Here is a 17,857-nt window from a genome sequence, read left to right on the forward strand (position 1 = left end):
TGTAGCGGTCAGCCGAGCGTGCCGAGGATGTTCACGCCCACCCGATCCGGGATTTCGTTTTGCGAGAGCACGTGCAGCCCGGGACTGAACACCCGGGCGTAGCGCGCCAGAAGCGGGCGCAGCTGCGGCATCACGGTGAGGATCGGCGGATGGCCGTCCTTGCGCAGTTTCTCCTTCACCACCGGCATGCTGTTCTGCAGCTGATTGAGCAGGCTCGGCTCCACCGGGATGTTGTCCAGGCTCACCGGGCCGGCCTGCTGGGCGATGGCCAGGGCGTTGAGCAGGGTGTTCTCCAGCGCGTTCTCCAGCACGAATACGCCCAGCTCGCGCCGGTCCCCGGCGATGGCGCCGACGATGGTCCGGCGTAGCGCGTAGCGCACGTCCGCGGTCAGCAGCACAGGGTCCTTAGTGCTCTCGCTGCTCTCGAGCAGGGTGCTGCCGATGGTCTCGATGTCGCGCAGGGGCACCTCTTCCTGCAGCAGTTGGCGATACACGCGCATCTGCTGGGTATAACTGAGCTGGCCCTTCAGGCTCTCGGCGAGCTTGGGCGCCTGCACCGTCAGGCGCTGCATCAGGTGCTCGACGTCGTCGTGCTTGAAGATGTCCGGCAGATGCTCGCGGATCGCCTTGTTCAGGTGGGTGGCGACCACGCTGGCGCAGTCGATCACCTGGTAGCCGAGGTTGAGCGCGCGGGACTTGTCGGTGGGCTGGATCCACACCACCTGCATGCGGTACGCCGGATCCGTGCCGAGGATGCCGTCAACCTCGCCGTAGAGCTCCGGCGAGGGGATGGCCATCAGCCGGTCGGCGTGAAGTTCGGCGCCGTCGATCTTCTCGCCGTTGATGTAGATGGCGTATTCGGAGGCCTTCAGGCGCAGGCTGTCACGGATGCGCACTTCGGGCAGCAGGAACCCCAGGTTCTCCGACAGCGTCTGGCGAACCCCGCGTACCCGCTGCGGCAGTGGCGCGCCGGAAGCCTCGTTGACCAGCCCCACCAGCTTGTAGCCCAGCGAGATCGACAGCCGCTCCACCAGCGGGATGTCGTCCCAGGCCAGGGTCTGGCTGCGCTCCTGCTCCATCGCCTTGCTGATCGCCTGCACCTGATCGAGGCTCGCGGCGTCGGCGATCGGTTGCTGCAGCGAGACCCGCCAGGCAATGAAGCCGATCAGCGCGGCGAAGCCGATGAAGGCCAGGTGCGGCATGCCCGGCACCAGGCCGAGCACGAAGAGAATCCCCGCCACCGTGTACAGCGAGGCCGGGTTGGCCAGAAGCTGGCGCTGCACCTGGCTGGTGATGTCGCTCGACTCGTTGATCCGCGTGACGATGATCGCCGCCGCGGTGGAGAGCAGCAGCGCCGGGATCTGCGCCACCAGGCCGTCACCGATGGTGAGCAGGGCGTACTGCCTGAAGGCTTCGCCCGCGCCCAGGTCATGGATGAATACGCCGATGGCGAAGCCACCGAACAGGTTGATCAACAGGATCAGGATGCCGGCGATGGCATCGCCGCGAACGAACTTCGAGGCGCCGTCCATCGCGCCGTAGAAGTCCGCTTCCTTGGCTACTTCCTGGCGCCGCGCCTTGGCTTCTTCCTGGGTCACCAGACCGGCATTCAGATCGGCGTCGATGGCCATCTGCTTGCCCGGCAGGGCGTCGAGGGTGAAGCGCGCGGTGACTTCGGAGATCCGCTCGCCGCCCTTTGTGATGACGATGAAGTTGATGATCATCAGGATCACGAACACCACCAGACCGACAATGAAGTTGCCGCCGATGACGACCTCGCCGAAGGCCTCGATCACCTTGCCCGCCGCGCCGGTGCCCGAGTGACCTTCGAGCAACACCACGCGGGTCGAGGCGACGTTGAGCGTCAGGCGCATCAGCGTGGTGACCAGGATCACCGTGGGGAACAGGGAGAAGTCCAGCGGGCTCTTGGACGACACGCTGACCAGCAGCACCAGCACCGCCATGGCGATGTTGAAGGTGAACAGCACGTCCAGCAGCTGCGGCGGCAACGGCAGGATGATCATCGCCAGGATCGACAGGATGATCAGCGGGATCCCTATCCGGCCGCTGCGAAAGGTCGGCGTCAAACGCTGCAGTAGGTTCATGATCAGGCTCGGTTCAGGTGTTCGGGAATGTGGATGTCACTGGAGAGCTTTGGCTTGGCACGGCGTCCCTGTTTCCAGGCCTTGAGCTGTAGGATGTAGGTCAGTACGTGGGCCACCGCGGTGTAGAGCGGAGCGGGAATCTGCTGGTTGACCTGGGTGCTGAAGTAGATCGCACGAGCCAGCGGCGGTAGTTCGACCACCTCCAGCGCGTGGGCCTGGGCCATCTTGCGGATGTACAGCGCGGTCTCGTCCATACCCTTGGCGATGACGTAGGGCGCCTCGGCCTTCTTGCTGTCGTAGCGGATCGCCACGGCATAGTGCACCGGGTTGACGATCACCACGTCGGCGTCCTTGATCACCTTGCTGATCTGCCGCTGCGCCATCTGCCGCTGCAGCTGGCGGATGCGCGCCTTCACCTCGGGGCGGCCTTCCTGGTTCTTGTGCTCTTCCTTGCGCTCCTGCTTGGTCATGCGCATTTTCTTGAGGAAGAAGAAGCGCTGCAGCGGAATGTCGATCAGCGAGAACAGCACGAACACCAGCAGCAGCGAGAACGCCAGGTCAAAGGTCAGCGAAAACGCACTGCCGATGGCGGTGAAGATGTCGCTGCGCTGCAGCGCGATGAATCGCGGCGCCGCGTAGGACAGCTGCCAGGCGGCGATACCGAGCAGGGCGGCGATCTTCAGGATCGACTTGGCCAGTTCGGTCCAGTTCTGCGCGCCGACCATCCGGCCCAGCCCGGTGATGGGGTTGAGCTTGCTGAACTTGGGCGCGAAGTTCTTCGCCGAGAACACCCAGCCGCCGGGAATCAGCCCCAGCGCGACCACCAATACCGGAGTGGCCAACAGCGGCAGCAGCACGCCGATGAACAGGAACAGGTTGTGCAGCATGATCAGCTGCAGATCCTCGACACCGATCTCGCTGTGGCCGAAATTGATATAGGAGATGCTGAAGCTCTCGTGCATCGCATCCATGAACAGCCCGGCGCTCATCTTGAGGACCAGCAGCGTGACCAGCAGCGAAACCATGGTCGCGACATCCTTGGAGCGGGCGACCTGGCCGTCCTTGCGGCTCTTGGTCAGCTTGTGCTGGGACGCCTCTTCGGTCTTTTCCTGGGAACTGTTTTGCTCAGACACCGGCGCCGCTCCTCAGCAGCAGGCCGATGTTGTCCAGCAGTTGCCGAGTGAGCTGAAGGTAGGCCTCGGACAGGTTGGGCAGGGTCAGGTAGATCAGTATCAGCCCGGCGATGATCGCCATGGGGAAACCCAGGGAAAACAGGTTCATCGCAGGCGAGATGCGGTTGAGCAGGCCGAAGCAGAACTGCACCAGGGTCATGCAGAAGACGATCGGCAGGGCGATCAGCAGCGCGGCCGAGAGCACCCAGCTCATGGCGAAGGCGATGGTCTGCAGACCATCGAACGGGATGCCGCTACCGATCGGCCAGTAAACGAAGCTCTGGTAGATGATGCTCACCGTCACCAGATGCCCGTCGATGGCGAAGAACAGCAGTACCAGCAGAATGAAATACAGCTGGTAGATGATCGACGAGGACGACACGCCGTTGACCGGGTCGTTATAGACCGCCATGGACAGACCCAGCTGGGTCGAGACCAGGTCGCCGATCAGCGTGAACACGGTGAACACCAGCAGCAGCGCCAGGCCGAGCATCAATCCCATGGCCACCTGCTCGAGCGCGGTGAGAATGCCGGCCACCGAAAGCGGATCGATCGTCGGGGGCGTCGGCAGTGCCGCGGCCAGCGTCACAGTCAGTACCAGCGCCAGCAGCACGCGTACCCGCACGCTGATCGCCTTGTGGTTGAACAGCGGCGCGAGGCTGAACACGGCCATGATCCGGCAGAATGGCCACCAGTAGGCGAGCAGCGATTGCAGGTAGTGGCCGACCTGCATCAGGGGTTCGTTCGCCATGTCAGCCCACCAGGCGCCCCGCCTGGGTGAAGGTTTCGATGAACAGGTCGCTCAGGGTGCGCAGAATCCAGTGCCCGGCGAACACCAGCATGCCGAGGGTGATCAGCAGGCGCGGCAGGAAGCTGAGCATCTGCTCGTTGATCTGGGTCGCCGCCTGGAAAATGCTCACCAGCAGGCCGCCGATCAGGCTCGGCACGATCAGCACGCAGACCACCAGCACGATGATGTGGATCGCGTTGGAAATCAGGTTCACGGCGGTGTCCGGAGTGAGCATGGGGCGCCTCTAGAAGGGTTGGACACTGGTGGTGAGGGTGCCCATCAACAGCGCCCAGCCGTCGACGAGCACGAATACCATCAGCTTGAACGGCAACGAGATCATCATCGGCGAGAGCATCATCATGCCCATCGCCATCAGCACGCTGGCGACCACCAGGTCGATCACCAGAAAGGGCACGAAAATCATGAAGCCGAGCTGGAAGGCAGTCTTCAGCTCGCTGAGGACGAACGCTGGCAGCAACAGCGAGAAGTCCAGCTCGTCGAGGTTTTCCGGCAGCTCTTCGCCGGCCAGCGAGACCATGGTTTCGAGCGATGTCTCGTTGGTCTGCGCCAGCATGAACTTGGACAGGCTGCCCTTGGCCGAGCCGAGCGCCTGCTCCAGGCTGATCTCGTCGTTCTGGAAGGGCTCGAAGGCCTGGCTGTGGATCTCCTGCCAGACCGGGCGCATCACCAGCAACGTGACGATCAGGGCGATGCCGATCAGCACGTTGTTCGGCGGGCTCTGCTGCAGGCCGATGGCCTGACGCAGGATCGCCAGCACGATGATGAAGCGTGTGAAGCAGGTCATCATCATCAGCATGGCCGGCAAAAAGCCGAGCAGCGTCATGACGATCAGGATCTGCAGCTTGACCGAGAATTCCTGGCCGTTTTCCGTATCGTTCAGGTTGAACAGGGTGATCTCGCCGTTCGCCGCCTGTGCCAGCACGGGGCAGAGCCCCAGCAGCAGGACGCCGAGCGAGGCGAGCAGGCGGCGGTTCATGCAGTCAGCTCATCCAGGCTGGTGCCCGACAGTTCGACGATGCGCAGGCCGTAGTTGCCGTTCATCACCACCACTTCGGCCTTGGCGAACAGGGAGCCATTGACCTTCACGTCCAGGGGTTCGCCGGCCAGCTTGTCGAGCATGATCACGCTGCTGGTGTCGACTTCCATCAGCTCCTTGAGGGTGATTTCCACCGAGGCCACTTCCAGGGTGACGTTCACCGGGATCTTGCCGAAGAAGCTCATGTCCGGCCGGTTGGGCTGAGCCGGGGCTTCGACGCGTGGCGGCTCGGCCGGGGCGGGATTGAGGTCGCCCTCGTTGAGCAGGCTCTCGAACTCGTTATCGGAAATGTCGCCGTTCATTGGGTTTTCACGCTTTCAAGTGATGTGAGGAACAGGCCGCCGTCTTCCTCGAAGACGGTGCCACGAAAGAGCTTCTGGCCATTGATGCGGACGTCGTAGCGATCCAGCGGGCGCAGCATGAGGATGTCGTTGAGCTCCAGACCCAGCACCTGCGCTAGCGGCACCTGGGCCGCGGCGATCACGCAATCGAGGCGTACCGGTAGATGCTTGATGTTGTCCGCTGGGCTGGCGTTGAGGCGCGGCGGCGGACCGGCGAGCAACAGGGTCAGCTCGTCGGCGAGGTGGGTGTCGAGGTAGATCAGGATCGACGACTTCGCACCGGTCAGATGGCTCAGGTACTCGAACTCGGCGATATATTCCCAGACGGTTTCTTCGTAATCGTTCTCGAAACGTTCGAGCGCGCCGAAGGTACTGCCCGACAATAGCGAGCGCGCGAATATATCGATGACGTCCCGGCCCAGGCGATTACGCATCCGTTGTTCGGATGTACTGATCGGCGGCGGGTTCTGGTTCGCAACGAGAGTGCCGCCGTAATAGCACTCCAGTGCTTCGGTCAATAACGCACGATCGATGGCAAAGCCGACCTTGCCGAGAGGAGAGCGGTAAATGCAGTCCGGTGCTCGGCTGACCTTCTCCTGAACATCGATTCGATTCAGTTCGATATTGATCCGGTAATTGCGCAGGAAGTAGTCACCGACCAGCCTCGGATGCTTATGGGTGATTTCCCGGATGTATTGGGGAATACGGTGGTAGTGCCGGCCAAGCTTCTGAGGTTTCAACACGGTCAGGCTTTCGGCGGGCACGCCATGGTGGACTTTTGAATTGCCAGTCATGTTGTGAGCGGTGCGTCCTGTGGTCGTCAGTGTTGGCGGTGAGGTAGCCACCGGCTGCAGAAATGCGTGGAGGGCCCGGTATGGTCACCAACGACCGTGCGCGCGGCAGCAATGGCTGCAGATCACGCGGGACGGGCTCTGGCGTGGGCGCAGTGTAGGCAGGAGGGTGAGGCGGGATTAAATCAATAGATCTCAAATGAGCTTTTTTGAGGGCGTGGCTCGGTCTTTGATCTGGATTGAGCACAACTGATTGGCTCGAGGCGCGCGACCGTTGTTAGCGTGCGCGCAATTGCTCCGTGCCGGCTGAAGCGGCTCGGGGAAGTTGCCGGCAGGTTGGACACGCAAGGCGACGAAAGTTCCCCAACGTTTAAATTTTTTTTTTGCAGCGTCGCTGTGGCAACCATCATCGGATGGAGGCGGCAGCGGACGAGGTGGTCAGATTGAAAAGCGCCAGCCAAGCCATTGATCATTCCGGTGACGAACTGTTCGGGTGCCCGCTCGCGCAGAAGAAGATCGTGATTGTCGGCAGCCGCGATGACGGCACTACCACCGTTCTGCTCGAAGCCTTGCATGTTCGCGGGCGCGAAGTTGCCGTACATGCAAGTTTCGAAGAACTGGGGCACTCGTCGCTGCAATCGACCGGCACGGTATTCGTGCTCATCGGTAGTCTGTGCCAGGACGCTCTTTATAGCTGTGTCGCGGCGCTGGTCAGTTCGGCACGACATATCAACGTCATTCCCATCGTCGAATACGCCGATCAGGAAAAGGCCGCCGCGTTACTTGAACTCGGCTGCGTCGATTATCTGTTGTCGCCATTCAGCGAAACCCAGATCGATGCCCTTTTGCGTCGCCAGCAACATGCCGAGACGGCCGAAGAAAGCTTCGTCTCCTGCTCCCAGGCCGGTCGTCGCCTGCTGTCGATGGCTCAGCGCGTGGCGCTGACTCGCGCGCCGATCCTGATCACCGGGGAGACGGGCACAGGCAAGGAGCTGATGGCGCGCTATATCCACCGCTTTTCCGCCGGTGACGAGGCGCCCTTCGTTGCCGTGAACTGCGCCGCCATCCCCGAGCAGATGCTCGAATCCATCCTTTTCGGTCACGAGCGCGGCGCCTTTACCGGCGCCGTCAGCGCTCAGCCCGGCAAGTTCGAGCTGGCCAACGGCGGCACCCTGCTGCTCGATGAGATCGGGGAGCTGCCGCTCGGGCTGCAAGCCAAGTTGCTGCGCGTGTTGCAGGAGCAGCGGGTCGAGCGGCTTGGCGGACGGCGCGAGGTGGCGCTCGATGTGCGAGTGATCGCGGCGACCAACCGTGACCTGCAGCAGGAGGTGGCGCAGGGGCGTTTTCGCGCTGATCTGATGTTCCGCCTCGACGTGCTGCCGCTGCACATCAGCCCGCTGCGCGAGCGCAAGGAAGACGTGCTGCCGCTGGCGCGAAGCTTCATCCGCAAATACGCCCCATTGGATGCCGAGCTCGAGCTGCTAACCGAGGACGCCTGCCGCGCGCTGTTGCAGCACGACTGGCCGGGCAATGCCCGTGAGCTGGAGAACACCGTGCAGCGGGCGCTGGTGTTGCGCAACGGGTTGTTCATCCAGCCGCGCGACCTCGGCCTCCAGGCTCCGGCCCCTTCCCTGTCGGCCCGTGACGAGCAGCCGGTCGCGGTGCTCGGCGAGACCGGCAAGGCCGCCTTGCGCGCCAGTGGCAAATGGGCCGAGTACCAGCACGTGATCGACACCATCCGCAAGTTCGACGGGCACAAGGCCAAGGCAGCGCAAAGCCTGGGCATGACGCCACGCGCCTTGCGCTATCGACTCAATGCCATGCGCGAGCAGGGCATCCAGGTGAATTTCTAGGGAATCGGCAAGCGATGAGTTCAATCATGCAAGTGCAGCAACAGATGCTCGATCGGATGCAGGCGCTGGCCGGCGCTGCCGAGGGCGAGGCGATCAAGCCCGCCAATCCGTTCGCGGCCGGGCAAAGCGCCGGCATGGGCAATCTGTTCGAGGCGGCGATGCGCGCCGTGGATGCCGACCAGCACAAGGCCAGTGCGGCCACGGCGGCGGTGGACAGCGGCAAGAGCGACGATCTGGTCGGCGCGATGATCGACAGCCAGAAGGCCAGTGTGTCGTTCTCCGCGCTGCTGCAGGTGCGCAACAAGTTGACCACGGCGTTCGATGACGTGATGAGGATGCCGCTGTGATCGGGCGTAGGTACTGAACCGTGCTGGAAACAATCAAGAGCAAGCTGCCGGCAGACGGGTTCAAGCTCGATCCGCGCCTGACCCTGGCGGGCATGGCGGCGGCCGCGGCGCTACTTGCCCTGGCCGTGGTCTATCACCTGTGGCGCGACACCGATGCGTTCCGCCCACTGTACGGTACGGGCGAGTCCTTTCCCGCCGCCGAAGTGATGCAGGTGTTGGACGGCGAATCGGTGCCCTACCGCATTCACCCGCAGAGTGGGCAGATCCTGGTGCGCGACGATCAGCTGGCGCGTGCGCGGATGCTGCTGTCGGCCAAGGGTGTAAAGGTCAGCCTGCCGGCTGGCTACGAACTGTTCGACAAGGAAGAGCCGCTGGGTACCAGCCAGTTCGTCCAGGATGTGCGCCTCAAACGCAGTCTGGAGGGTGAGCTGGCGCGCACGGTGATGTCGCTCAAGGGCATCGACCGCGCGCGCGTGCACCTGGCCCAGGAGGAGAACAGCTCCTTCGTGGTCAGCCGCCGCGGGCCGACCAAGGCCTCGGTGGTGTTGCAGCTCGATCCGGGCTACAAGCCCCAGCCCGAACAGGTCGGAGCGATCATCAACCTGGTGGCCAACAGCGTGCCCCAGCTCAAGGCCGAAGACGTCAGCGTGGTCGATCAGTACGGCACGCTGCTCTCGCGCGGCATCAACGCCGGCGGCGGTCCCTCGCAGAACTGGCAGGTCGTCGACGACTACCAGAACAAGGCCGTGGGTAACATCGAGCAGGTTCTGGCGCCCGTGCTGGGCAACGGCAATTACCGCATCAGCGTTGCTGCGGACATCGACTTCAGCCAGAAGGAAGAAACCTTCCAGGCATACGGCGACACGCCACGCCTGCGCAACGAAGTACTGCGCAACGAAAGCGCGCTGGACCAGCTCGCCCTCGGCGTGCCCGGCTCGCTGGCCAACCGCCCGGTGGCCCCGCCCAAGGAAGGCGAAACCCCGCCTGCGGACACGGAAAACAAGGCGGCGACCTCGCTGCGCGAAGAGTCCACCCGTCAGCTCGATTACGACCAGAGCGTCACCCATGTGAAGCACCCGGGCTTTTCCCTGCGCCAGCAGAGCGTGGCGGTGGTGCTCAACGCGGCCAGCGCCCCGGAAGGCGGCTGGACCGCCGAAGCGCGTGCCGAGATGGAAGCCATGGTGCGTAGTGCGGTGGGCTTCAACCAGGCGCGTGGCGATCTGCTGACCGTCAGCGTGTTCCCGTTTGCCGCCACCGAGGCCTCGATCGAGGAAACGCCCTGGTGGGAGAACCCGCAGATCCATTCGCTCGCCAAGCTCGCGTTGTTCGGCCTGATCAGCCTGCTCCTGTTGCTGATCGTGGTGCGCCCGGCGGTACGCAGGCTGACCCAGTCCGCCGATCCGCGGACCGAGCAGAACGCCGAACTCGCCGCGCCGGGTGCCGTCTCCGCTGGCAGCGTCGCGGCGCTCGAAAGCGAGCGCCTGCCGGCGCTGCCGGGACGCAAGGATACCGATGGCGCGCCGATATTCGGTGAGCTCAATCCGCTCTCGGAAATTCGCCTGCCGGCGCCGGGATCGGGTCTGGAACTGCAGATCGAGCATCTTCAGATGCTCGCCAAGAACGACCCCGAGCGCGTTTCGGAAGTCATCAAGCATTGGATAGGGCGCAATGAAAGAGACCTCAACCCAGCCGGCTAGCGAAGGCAAGGCCTCGTCGAAGGAAATCAAGCCGCGCCCCAGCCAGATTCGCTCGGTCAGCTCCCTCGACCAGGCGGCAATCCTCATGCTGAGCATGGGTGACGAAATTTCCGCCGGCATCCTGCGCAATTTCTCGCGCGAGGAAATCATCAGCATCAGCCAGGCGATGGCGCGTCTGTCCAACGTCAAGCAGCCAATGGTCTCCGATGTCATCAGCCGCTTCTTCGATGACTACAAGGAGCAGAGCAGCATCAAGGGCGCCTCGCGCACCTACCTCGCCGGGATGCTCGGCAAGGCACTGGGCGGGGAGATCACCCGCAGCCTGCTCGACAGCATTTACGGCGAGGAAATCCGCGCCAAGATGGCCAAGATGGAATGGCTCGATCCCAAGCAGTTCGCTGCCTTGATCGCCAAGGAGCACGCCCAGATGCAGGCGGTGTTCCTCGCCTTCCTGCCGCCGGGCATGGCCACCGACGTGCTCGAGTGCATGCCGGCCGAGCGACAGGATGAGCTGCTCTATCGCATCGCCAACCTCTCGGAGGTCAACAGCGACGTGATCGCCGAGCTGGAACAACTGATCGACCGTAGCCTGCAGGTGCTGTCGGCCCAGGGCTCGCAGGTGCGCGGCGTGAAGCAGGCGGCGGACATCATGAACCGCTTCAAGGGCAACCGTGACCAGATGTTCGAATTGCTGCGCGCGCACAACGAGGAGCTGGTGGAGAAGATCGAGGATGAGATGTACGACTTCTTCATCCTCTCGCGGCAGAACCCTGACGTCCTGCAGACGCTGCTCGAGGTGATCCCGCTGGAAGAATGGGTGGTCGCGCTCAAGGGCGCCGAGCCCGCGCTGACCAAGGCGATCCAGGCCGCGTTGCCCAAGCGCCAGGCGCAGCAGATGGAGTCGATCAACCGCCGCCAGGGTCCGGTACCGCTGTCGCGGGTCGAGCAGGTCCGCAAGGACATCATGGGCGTGGTCCGCGAAATGACCGCCAACGGCGAGCTGCAGGTGCAGCTGTTCCGCGAACAGACCGTCGAGTGAGCCGAGCATGAGCATCAAGGTGATCAAGGGGGCCGGCAAGAGCTGGCGTCCGTTCCGCTTCCCGCCGCGCTTCAAGGTGGCCGGGCCAGGCCTCGCAGAGGCCCTGGACGGCGACCCGGCGGCCCTGCAGCGCGCGGTTTCCGAGGGGTTCCAGGAAGGTGTCGAGAAGGGCTATGGCGAGGGGCTCGAACAGGGTCGCGCCGCCGGTCATGCCGAAGGCTTCGAGCGCGGTATCGAGGACGGCAAGTGTCTGGGCCGTGAAGAGGGCCGCCTGCAGGGGCGACAGGCTTTCGACGAGGCCGGGCGTCCTCTGGATCGTTTGATCGAGCAGTTCGAGCAGTTCCAGGGCGAGTACCGGCAGGCCCGTCGCGACGAGCTGCTGGAGCTGGTGCAGAAGGTCGCCCGCCAGGTCATCCGTTGCGAGCTGACGCTGCACCCGACGCAATTGCTGTCGCTGGCCGAGGAAGCCCTGGCGGCGATGCCGGGCGACCAGGCGGACGTACGCATCCTGCTCAATTCCGAGGAATGCGCCCGGATCAAGGAGCTGGCGCCGGAACGCGCCGCGGCCTGGCGGCTGGTGCCGGACGAGCGCCTGGCACTGGGCGAATGTCGTGTGATCACGGCAGAGGCCGAAGCCGATATCGGTTGCCAGCAGCGTCTCGATGCCTGCATGGAAAACCTGGGCGAACACATCCGGACGTCTGCCTGAGATGTCGCTGCGCGAAGCCTTCAAGCTCGACGAGGCGCTGCGCTCGCTCGACGGTGTGCAGCTGGCCAAGGTCAGCGGCCGGCTGGTGCGCGTCTCCGGCATGCTGCTCGAATCGCTCGGCTGCCAGCGCATGACCGGCCAGCGCTGCTACGTCGAGCAGGGCGACGGCAGCATGCTCGAAGCCCAGGTGGTGGGCTTCAACCGTGATATCACCTACCTGATGCCGTTCAAGAAGCCGGTGGGCCTGACCTCCGGCTCCCGCGTGTTCCCGGCACCGGACGAAGCCTCGCTGCATATCGACGAAAGCTGGCTGGGGCGGGTGGTCAATGGCCTGGGCGAGCCGCTGGACGGGCTGGGCAAGCTGTCCGGCCGCGACCCGTTGCCGGCCGAACTGCCGTCGGTCAATCCGCTCAAGCGCAAGCCGGTCAGCGCACCGCTGGACGTCGGGGTGCGTGCCATCAACGCGCTGCTGACCCTGGGTAAAGGCCAGCGCGTCGGCCTGTTCGCCGGTAGCGGCGTGGGCAAGAGCGTGCTGCTCGGGATGATCACGCGACAGACCAAAGCCGATGTGGTGGTGGTCGGGCTGATCGGCGAGCGCGGCCGCGAGGTGCAGGAGTTCATCCTGCATTCGCTCGGCGAGGAAGGCCTGAAGAAGGCCGTGGTGGTGGTCGCGCCCGCCAACGAATCGCCGCTGATGCGGCTCAAGGCGACCGAACTCTGCCACAGCATCGCCGCCTATTACCGCGACCAGGGTCAGGACGTCCTGCTGCTGGTCGACTCGCTGACCCGTTACGCCATGGCCCAGCGCGAAATCGCCCTGGCCCTGGGCGAGCCACCGGCCACCAAGGGTTATCCGCCGTCGGTGTTCGGCATGCTGCCGGAGCTGGTGGAAAGCGCCGGCAACGGTGCCAACGAATCTGGCAGCCTCAGCGCGCTCTACACGGTGCTGGCCGAGGGCGACGACCAGCAGGACCCGATCGTCGACTGCGCACGGGCGATCCTCGACGGACACATCGTGCTCTCGCGTCGCCTGGCCGAGATCGGCCACTACCCGGCCATCGACATCAGCGCCTCGGTCAGCCGCTGCATGAGCCAGGTCAGCCCGCCGGCACATCTGGGCGCCGCCCGGCAGCTCAAGGAGCTGTACGGCACCTTCGAGAAGATCAAGGAGCTGATCCCGCTCGGCGGCTACACGCCAGGCATGGACACCAAGACCGACCGTGCGGTGCAGCTCGCGCCGCGGATCGAGCGCTTCCTGCGACAGGAAGTGGGCGAGGCCGCGGAGCTGCAGACCAGCCTGGCCACGTTGCAAGGAGTGCTCGGCAAGTCATGAAGGAGCAGATCGACACCCTCTCGCGACTAGCCAGCCTGCGCGGCAACAAGGTTAGGCAGATGCTTGGACGCGTCCAGTATCAGCAGAACCTCTGCCAGCGCTACCGCAACAACATCACCGGCCTGAGCCGCCTGTGCGGATTCAGCGTGCCCATGAGCACGCCGCTGCAGCGCGACAACCAGCAGCGCTACAAGGCCACCCTGTACAAGATGGTGGAGCTGCAACGGCGCGAACTGGACGTCGCCGAGCAGGCGCTGGAACGGATTCAGCGCGAACTCATGCAGGCGATGCGCAGCGAGAAGGTGGTGGCCCAGGTGATCGAGACCAAGATGGCTCAGTGGCAGCTCCTGCTGGCCCAGCAGGAGCAGAAGATCCAGGATGGTCTGGCCGCCCAGGCATGGTGGCGTGGGCAGGCCTTCTGACGGTCGGCACGAAGCACGGCGAAAATTTCATTTAAGTTATCGGCCCTTGCGGTCGCCTGTTTGGCTGTAACCGAAGCATTCTGGAACCCTCTCATGGAAATCAGCAGGCACTTCAAGCCCGTCCTGGCGACTCCGGTCGAAGCGTCCGGCAAACCCCGCGCCGTTGAAGCGAACGCCGCGGCGAACGCCTCGCAGCGTCCAGCCGCTACGGCACAGGATCTGCCGCTCGAGCAGTTGCAGGCTGCGCTGCGCGCCATGCCCGAAGTCGATCTGGACAAGGTTGCGGCGATCAAGCAGGCGCTACAGCGTGGCGATATCTCCACGGACCCGGCCGAGCTCGCCAGCAGCGTGCTGACCTATCACAGCGGAAGCGATGCGTGAGTCAGCGTGAAAAACTGCTCGGAGTGATCGAGGCGGACCTGCGTCAGGACTGCAGTGATTACCTGAGCCTGCGCGGCCTGATGCAGGAACTCTACGGTTGCCTGCTCGAGCGCGACAGCGGGCGGATCGACGTGCTCAATCCGCAGATCGTCGCCCTGGTCGACGTATTGCGGCTGCGTGCCCAGCGTCGCAGCAAGGTGCTCGCTGCTTTCGGTCTGGGCCAGCGCGGCGAGGACATGCTGGCGCTACTCGCCCAGCTTCCCCCTTCCCAGGCACGCGATCTGCAGAGTATCTGGCAACAGCTGGGCAATCTGGCCGAGCAGTGCAAGCGGCTCAACGACCGCAACGGGGAATTGCTGGCGATGCATCACGACATCCTCAGTCAGTTGCTCGACAGCCAGGCCGACGCACGTCTATACGGCCCGCAAGGCTACTGAGCCAGGCCCAGCCCTCCGGCCTATTGGCCTTCCCACCTTAAGTAACCGTCCGTCCGGGTCGCCTGTTATCAGGACAGCTTCAGCTTTGCATCCTGGGCGGAAACGGTTTTTCCCCGTTGCGTCGTCATCTTGCGAGGCGGAAGTAGATTTTCTGCGCGAGGCCGCGCAAAGCCGCGTGAACCGGGGCTTTGGATCGTTGGCACTCATCTTGCTTTTTCGCTTGGGAAGAGAGGGCCGTCATGGCAATAGATTCCGATTACATTCAGCAGATGTCGAAGCAGCTGGCCGATTACGAGGTGCAATCCTCGCTGAATCGGCTCAACCGCAACGAAGCCAACTACAAGGCCCAGCGCACGGCCCTGTCGACGCTGCGCACCTCGCTGAGCACCTTCAATTCGACAGTCAAGGGGCTCAAGAGCGCCACCTCGACCATGCTGGTCAACAGCGCGACCTTCAGTCAGGAAGGCTATGCCAGCGCAACCGTCGGAACCAAGGCCGTCCCCGGCTCCTACAACTTCTTCGTCGAGCAGCTCGCCAGCGCCCATCAGGTCGCGATCGGCGGTCTGGGCGCAGCCGACATCGGCACCCAAGGCACCCTGACCATCGGCCAGGGCGGCAGCAGCTTCGATATCGACCTGTCCACCATCGACAGCAACGGGGACGGCAGCAGCTCCCTGGAAGAACTGGCTGCTGCGATCAACAGTCACGCAGGCAACACCGGCACCAAAGCCGCCCTGGTGCGCAGCAATGGCGAGGTTTCGCTGGTGCTGTCGAGCGAAAAGAGCGGTGCCGACAATGCCATCAGCCTGCAAAGCAGCGGCACCACCGCCGCGCTGACCGCCGCGATCGATGCGCGCCAGGAGCTGACCCGCGCCCAGGACGCCAAGGTGCGTCTGGGTGGGGAAGGCGGCATGCTGCTGACCAACGCCAGCAACACCTTCGACGGCATCATCGATGGCGTCAGCCTGACCTTCACCAAGACCCATGGCGCCGGCGACCAGCCACTGAGCCTGGAGATCGGCCAGGACAAGAGCGCGACCCAGGAGAAGGCGCAGAGCTTCGTCAATGCCTTCAATACCTTGATGACCAGCCTGGACGGCCTTACCGCCAGCGGTAACGACACCACGGCTCGTGGCCCGCTGGCCGGCGATTCGAGCGTTCGCGCCATCGAAAATCGCCTGAACCAGCTGCTGCGTACCGATTTCGGTGGCGTCAATCTGATCAGCTTCGGCATCAGCGCTGACCGCAACGGCAAGCTGACCATCGACGCCGCCCGTTTCGAAGCAGCGGTGGCCAACGATCCGGAGGGCTTCGAAAAGCTCTTCACCGGCAAGGACAACCTGCTCGATTCCATCGACAAGAACCTGACGGTCTACACCAGCAGCGCCAACGGGGTGCTGAAGAACCGCATGGACACCCTGGATATGAGTCTGCGCCGGATCGACGAGCAGTTCGACAAGCTGCAGGACCAGTACAACAGCTTCTATGCCCGCTACCTCAAGCAGTACACCTCCATGATGCAGACGATGCAGGCCATGGAGCAGACCTTTGGAATGTTCTGATGAATCCCTATTCGTTCAATGACAGCTACGACAGCTACCGCTCCGTGGACCTCGAAGCCCGTGCGGCCGCGGCATCGCCCTACGAGTTGGTGCTGGTCCTGTTCGACGGCCTGCTCGACGAGCTGGCGCGTGCCCGCGGGCATATCGAGCACAAGCGCTTCCAGCAGAAGGGCGCTTCGCTGGAAAAGTGCATGAACATCCTCAATGGCCTCAATGGTGCGCTCGACTATGAAGGTGGCGGCGAGGTGGTGCAGGAGCTGGCGCGTCTGTACGACTACTGCATCTATTGTCTGTCCGATGTCAGCGTCACCCTCTCGCTGGAGGGGCTGGATGAAGTCGTGCGTCTGCTCGGCATCCTGCGTGAAGGCTGGGAGGGTGTCAGTGCCGCACGCAAATGACCTCTGCCGACTGAAAGAGCTGGGACAACAGCTCGAGCAGGCGATGCAGCTCGATGACTGGAGCCTGATCAGCGAAGCCGACCAGGCGATCGCGCAGTGCCTGAAGGCCCTGGGCGAGCGCCTGCATCCGAGCGACGAGGTCATGCGCGCCCGCGCCGAGCTTCAGCAGTTGCACGCCCGGGCGCTCAAGCGTTGCGCCGAGGAGTGCGAGCGCCTGCGCCAGCTGCTGGAAAATTGCGTTCAGCACGCCGAGGGACGGGCCGCCTACCAGCGCGTCGCCCTGTACGCGGTAGGGGATCAGTCATGATCCGTCCGGTGGGTCTTTCGGGGCAGGTCGGCGCCGCGATTGAAGGGCAGCCCCAGGCGGCGCGCCCGGCCGGTTTCGCCCAGCTTTCGGCAGAGTTGCCGGAGCGTTCGTTCGGGCGCCTCTCAGAGCGTTTCGCCGAGCAGATGACGAGCGCGGCGGCCGGTCAGGTGTTCTCGGCCCCAGCAGAGCGCCTCGGGCAGCCGCATCCGGATCTGCCGCAAGGGTCGGATGCGCAGCCTGAATCCGCCGAGCAGCCGGAACTCACTGCCGAGCAATGGCTGCAAGGCATGCTCGAGCAGAGCGTTGCCGTGGTGGAGGCGCGCGAGGGCAGCCGGATCGCCGGCGACAGCGCCGAGCGTGCCATGTCCGAGCAGGAGGTGTTGCAGGACGTCGATGCGCAACCGCAGTCGGCAACCATCGCGGCCGACCAGCCCCTGCTGGTGATGCCGGCCGTTCTGCTCGACCGTTGGAGCGGGCCGAATGCGGCCGCGAAACTGGTCCAGCGCCCGCTCGACATGACTGCACCGCCCATGGCTGGTGTCGGGCGGGCCGAACAGGCGCGCGGTACTCCGCTGGACGCCCTGCTGGCCGCCGGCGACACCGGGCTGGCCGATACGGCCGTGCAAGGCGGCGAGCGCCAGCTGCTGGCTCAGCCGCAAGGCAATGAACGGTTGCTCCGGCTGGAGGCGCCGCAAGCCAAGTGGGGCGAGCAGATGCTCCAGGCGCTGCGCGACAACGTCGAGATGCAGCTTCAGCAGCGTGTACAGAGCGCGACCATCCGCCTCGATCCGCCAGAGCTCGGCAGCATGGAGATCTTCCTCAGCCATGAGTCCGGCCGCCTGACGGTGCAGATTTCCGCCACCAACGGCGACGTGGCGCGGTTGCTGCAGCAGACCAGTGATCGTCTGCGTCACGAGCTGGTGGGGCAGAACTTCACCCAGGTCAACGTCCAGGTCGGCGCCGATGGCCAGTCCGGGCGTGGCCAGGGACAGGGCCGCCAGTCGCAGTTGCCGGCCGACGAACCCCAGATAGTGGGCAACTTCGCCACGGCGCCTGCGGCCGACGACGCGCGCGGCAGCCGCAGCGATGTCCTGGTCACTGTATGACCGGGCTCAA

20 protein-coding genes are annotated in these 17,857 nt (G+C 64.2%); 13 read left to right on the forward strand and 7 right to left on the reverse strand.

The features are described 5' to 3' along the window. Positions 1 to 8 precede the first annotated feature (8 nt). The 7 genes from flhA to G7026_RS15815 are packed head-to-tail and all read right to left on the reverse strand — an operon-like array spanning position 9 to position 6,259. Positions 9 to 2,105, reverse strand: a complete 2,097-nt coding sequence (gene flhA, locus G7026_RS15785) for a flagellar biosynthesis protein FlhA (RefSeq protein ID WP_181071874.1) — start codon at positions 2,103 to 2,105, stop codon at positions 9 to 11. A gap of 2 nt (positions 2,106 to 2,107) precedes the next feature. Further along, positions 2,108 to 3,238: a flagellar biosynthesis protein FlhB gene (gene flhB, locus G7026_RS15790; protein ID WP_181071875.1), complete on the reverse strand. Its 1,131-nt coding sequence runs from the start codon at positions 3,236 to 3,238 to the stop codon at positions 2,108 to 2,110. Then, the gene (gene fliR / locus G7026_RS15795) at positions 3,231 to 4,010 is read right to left on the reverse strand and encodes a flagellar biosynthetic protein FliR (protein ID WP_181072068.1); all 780 of its coding nucleotides are present in this window, start codon (positions 4,008 to 4,010) and stop codon (positions 3,231 to 3,233) included. The genes flhB and fliR overlap by 8 nt, the downstream gene beginning before the upstream one ends. Positions 4,011 to 4,029: 19 nt before the next feature. Beyond that, complete coding sequence (locus G7026_RS15800) at positions 4,030 to 4,302, reverse strand: flagellar biosynthetic protein FliQ (protein ID WP_138407958.1); 273 nt, start codon at positions 4,300 to 4,302, stop codon at positions 4,030 to 4,032. A 9-nt stretch (positions 4,303 to 4,311) separates the two neighbouring features. Next, the gene (gene fliP, locus G7026_RS15805) at positions 4,312 to 5,064 is read right to left on the reverse strand and encodes a flagellar type III secretion system pore protein FliP (protein ID WP_181071876.1); all 753 of its coding nucleotides are present in this window, start codon (positions 5,062 to 5,064) and stop codon (positions 4,312 to 4,314) included. Further along, entirely contained in the window at positions 5,061 to 5,426 is a 366-nt protein-coding gene (gene fliN / locus G7026_RS15810) for a flagellar motor switch protein FliN (protein WP_181071877.1), read from the reverse strand. The genes fliP and fliN overlap by 4 nt, the downstream gene beginning before the upstream one ends. Continuing rightward, positions 5,423 to 6,259: a FliM/FliN family flagellar motor C-terminal domain-containing protein gene (locus G7026_RS15815; RefSeq protein ID WP_181071878.1), complete on the reverse strand. Its 837-nt coding sequence runs from the start codon at positions 6,257 to 6,259 to the stop codon at positions 5,423 to 5,425. Before G7026_RS15815 ends, fliN begins: the two co-directional genes overlap by 4 nt. A 431-nt stretch (positions 6,260 to 6,690) precedes the next feature. On the opposite strand from G7026_RS15815, the gene G7026_RS15820 reads away from it, so the two are divergent. The 13 genes from G7026_RS15820 (at position 6,691) to G7026_RS15880 (ending at position 17,847) form a co-directional block, all read left to right on the forward strand. Then, complete coding sequence (locus tag G7026_RS15820) at positions 6,691 to 8,109, forward strand: sigma-54 interaction domain-containing protein (protein ID WP_375138211.1); 1,419 nt, start codon at positions 6,691 to 6,693, stop codon at positions 8,107 to 8,109. Between the two features lie 14 nt (positions 8,110 to 8,123). Continuing rightward, on the forward strand, positions 8,124 to 8,456 hold the full coding sequence (locus tag G7026_RS15825) for a flagellar hook-basal body complex protein FliE (protein ID WP_181071880.1): 333 nt from the start codon (positions 8,124 to 8,126) through the stop codon (positions 8,454 to 8,456). A gap of 20 nt (positions 8,457 to 8,476) precedes the next feature. Continuing rightward, positions 8,477 to 10,153, forward strand: coding sequence for a flagellar basal-body MS-ring/collar protein FliF (gene fliF, locus G7026_RS15830; RefSeq protein ID WP_181071881.1), 1,677 nt, complete (start codon positions 8,477 to 8,479; stop codon positions 10,151 to 10,153). Next, positions 10,125 to 11,192, forward strand: a complete 1,068-nt coding sequence (locus tag G7026_RS15835; protein WP_181071882.1) for a FliG C-terminal domain-containing protein — start codon at positions 10,125 to 10,127, stop codon at positions 11,190 to 11,192. Before fliF ends, G7026_RS15835 begins: the two co-directional genes overlap by 29 nt. Positions 11,193 to 11,199: 7 nt before the next feature. Next, positions 11,200 to 11,901 carry a flagellar assembly protein FliH gene (fliH, locus tag G7026_RS15840; protein ID WP_181071883.1) on the forward strand — a complete coding sequence of 234 codons (702 nt, stop codon included), beginning with the start codon at positions 11,200 to 11,202 and terminating at the stop codon, positions 11,899 to 11,901. A 1-nt stretch (position 11,902) separates the two neighbouring features. Continuing rightward, entirely contained in the window at positions 11,903 to 13,234 is a 1,332-nt protein-coding gene (gene fliI, locus G7026_RS15845; RefSeq protein WP_181072069.1) for a flagellar protein export ATPase FliI, read from the forward strand. Then, positions 13,231 to 13,656 (forward strand): flagellar FliJ family protein, encoded by a 426-nt coding sequence (locus G7026_RS15850; RefSeq protein WP_181071884.1) that lies wholly within the window; start codon positions 13,231 to 13,233, stop codon positions 13,654 to 13,656. Before fliI ends, G7026_RS15850 begins: the two co-directional genes overlap by 4 nt. 93 nt (positions 13,657 to 13,749) lie before the next feature. Beyond that, on the forward strand, positions 13,750 to 14,037 hold the full coding sequence (gene flgM / locus G7026_RS15855) for a flagellar biosynthesis anti-sigma factor FlgM (protein WP_181071885.1): 288 nt from the start codon (positions 13,750 to 13,752) through the stop codon (positions 14,035 to 14,037). Continuing rightward, a complete protein-coding gene (flgN, locus tag G7026_RS15860; RefSeq protein WP_181071886.1) occupies positions 14,034 to 14,474 on the forward strand; it encodes a flagellar export chaperone FlgN in 441 nt (146 codons plus the stop codon). Before flgM ends, flgN begins: the two co-directional genes overlap by 4 nt. A gap of 239 nt (positions 14,475 to 14,713) precedes the next feature. After that, positions 14,714 to 16,036, forward strand: a complete 1,323-nt coding sequence (gene fliD / locus G7026_RS15865; RefSeq protein ID WP_181071887.1) for a flagellar filament capping protein FliD — start codon at positions 14,714 to 14,716, stop codon at positions 16,034 to 16,036. Then, complete coding sequence (gene fliS / locus G7026_RS15870; RefSeq protein WP_181071888.1) at positions 16,036 to 16,434, forward strand: flagellar export chaperone FliS; 399 nt, start codon at positions 16,036 to 16,038, stop codon at positions 16,432 to 16,434. Before fliD ends, fliS begins: the two co-directional genes overlap by 1 nt. Next, entirely contained in the window at positions 16,418 to 16,741 is a 324-nt protein-coding gene (locus G7026_RS15875; protein WP_181071889.1) for a hypothetical protein, read from the forward strand. Before fliS ends, G7026_RS15875 begins: the two co-directional genes overlap by 17 nt. Next, positions 16,738 to 17,847, forward strand: coding sequence for a flagellar hook-length control protein FliK (locus tag G7026_RS15880; protein WP_181071890.1), 1,110 nt, complete (start codon positions 16,738 to 16,740; stop codon positions 17,845 to 17,847). Before G7026_RS15875 ends, G7026_RS15880 begins: the two co-directional genes overlap by 4 nt. Positions 17,848 to 17,857: the final 10 nt, after the last annotated feature.

It is taken from the genome of Stutzerimonas azotifigens (assembly GCF_013522725.1).
Lineage (GTDB): Bacteria > Pseudomonadota > Gammaproteobacteria > Pseudomonadales > Pseudomonadaceae > Stutzerimonas > Stutzerimonas azotifigens_A.

Bases quoted from the DNA above. Each gene is read 5' to 3' on its own strand.
- flhA (WP_181071874.1), bottom strand. From the start codon at position 2,105: ATGAACCTACTGCAGCGTTTGACGCCGACCTTTCGCAGCGGCCGGATA.
- fliR (WP_181072068.1), bottom strand. From the start codon at position 4,010: ATGCAGGTCGGCCACTACCTGCAATCGCTGCTCGCCTACTGGTGGCCA.
- G7026_RS15800 (WP_138407958.1), bottom strand. From the start codon at position 4,302: ATGCTCACTCCGGACACCGCCGTGAACCTGATTTCCAACGCGATCCAC.
- fliP (WP_181071876.1), bottom strand. From the start codon at position 5,064: ATGAACCGCCGCCTGCTCGCCTCGCTCGGCGTCCTGCTGCTGGGGCTC.
- fliN (WP_181071877.1), bottom strand. From the start codon at position 5,426: ATGAACGGCGACATTTCCGATAACGAGTTCGAGAGCCTGCTCAACGAG.
- G7026_RS15815 (WP_181071878.1), bottom strand. From the start codon at position 6,259: ATGACTGGCAATTCAAAAGTCCACCATGGCGTGCCCGCCGAAAGCCTG.
- G7026_RS15825 (WP_181071880.1), top strand. From the start codon at position 8,124: ATGAGTTCAATCATGCAAGTGCAGCAACAGATGCTCGATCGGATGCAG.
- G7026_RS15835 (WP_181071882.1), top strand. From the start codon at position 10,125: ATGAAAGAGACCTCAACCCAGCCGGCTAGCGAAGGCAAGGCCTCGTCG.
- fliH (WP_181071883.1), top strand. From the start codon at position 11,200: ATGAGCATCAAGGTGATCAAGGGGGCCGGCAAGAGCTGGCGTCCGTTC.
- fliI (WP_181072069.1), top strand. From the start codon at position 11,903: ATGTCGCTGCGCGAAGCCTTCAAGCTCGACGAGGCGCTGCGCTCGCTC.
- G7026_RS15850 (WP_181071884.1), top strand. From the start codon at position 13,231: ATGAAGGAGCAGATCGACACCCTCTCGCGACTAGCCAGCCTGCGCGGC.
- flgM (WP_181071885.1), top strand. From the start codon at position 13,750: ATGGAAATCAGCAGGCACTTCAAGCCCGTCCTGGCGACTCCGGTCGAA.
- fliD (WP_181071887.1), top strand. From the start codon at position 14,714: ATGGCAATAGATTCCGATTACATTCAGCAGATGTCGAAGCAGCTGGCC.
- fliS (WP_181071888.1), top strand. From the start codon at position 16,036: ATGAATCCCTATTCGTTCAATGACAGCTACGACAGCTACCGCTCCGTG.
- G7026_RS15880 (WP_181071890.1), top strand. From the start codon at position 16,738: ATGATCCGTCCGGTGGGTCTTTCGGGGCAGGTCGGCGCCGCGATTGAA.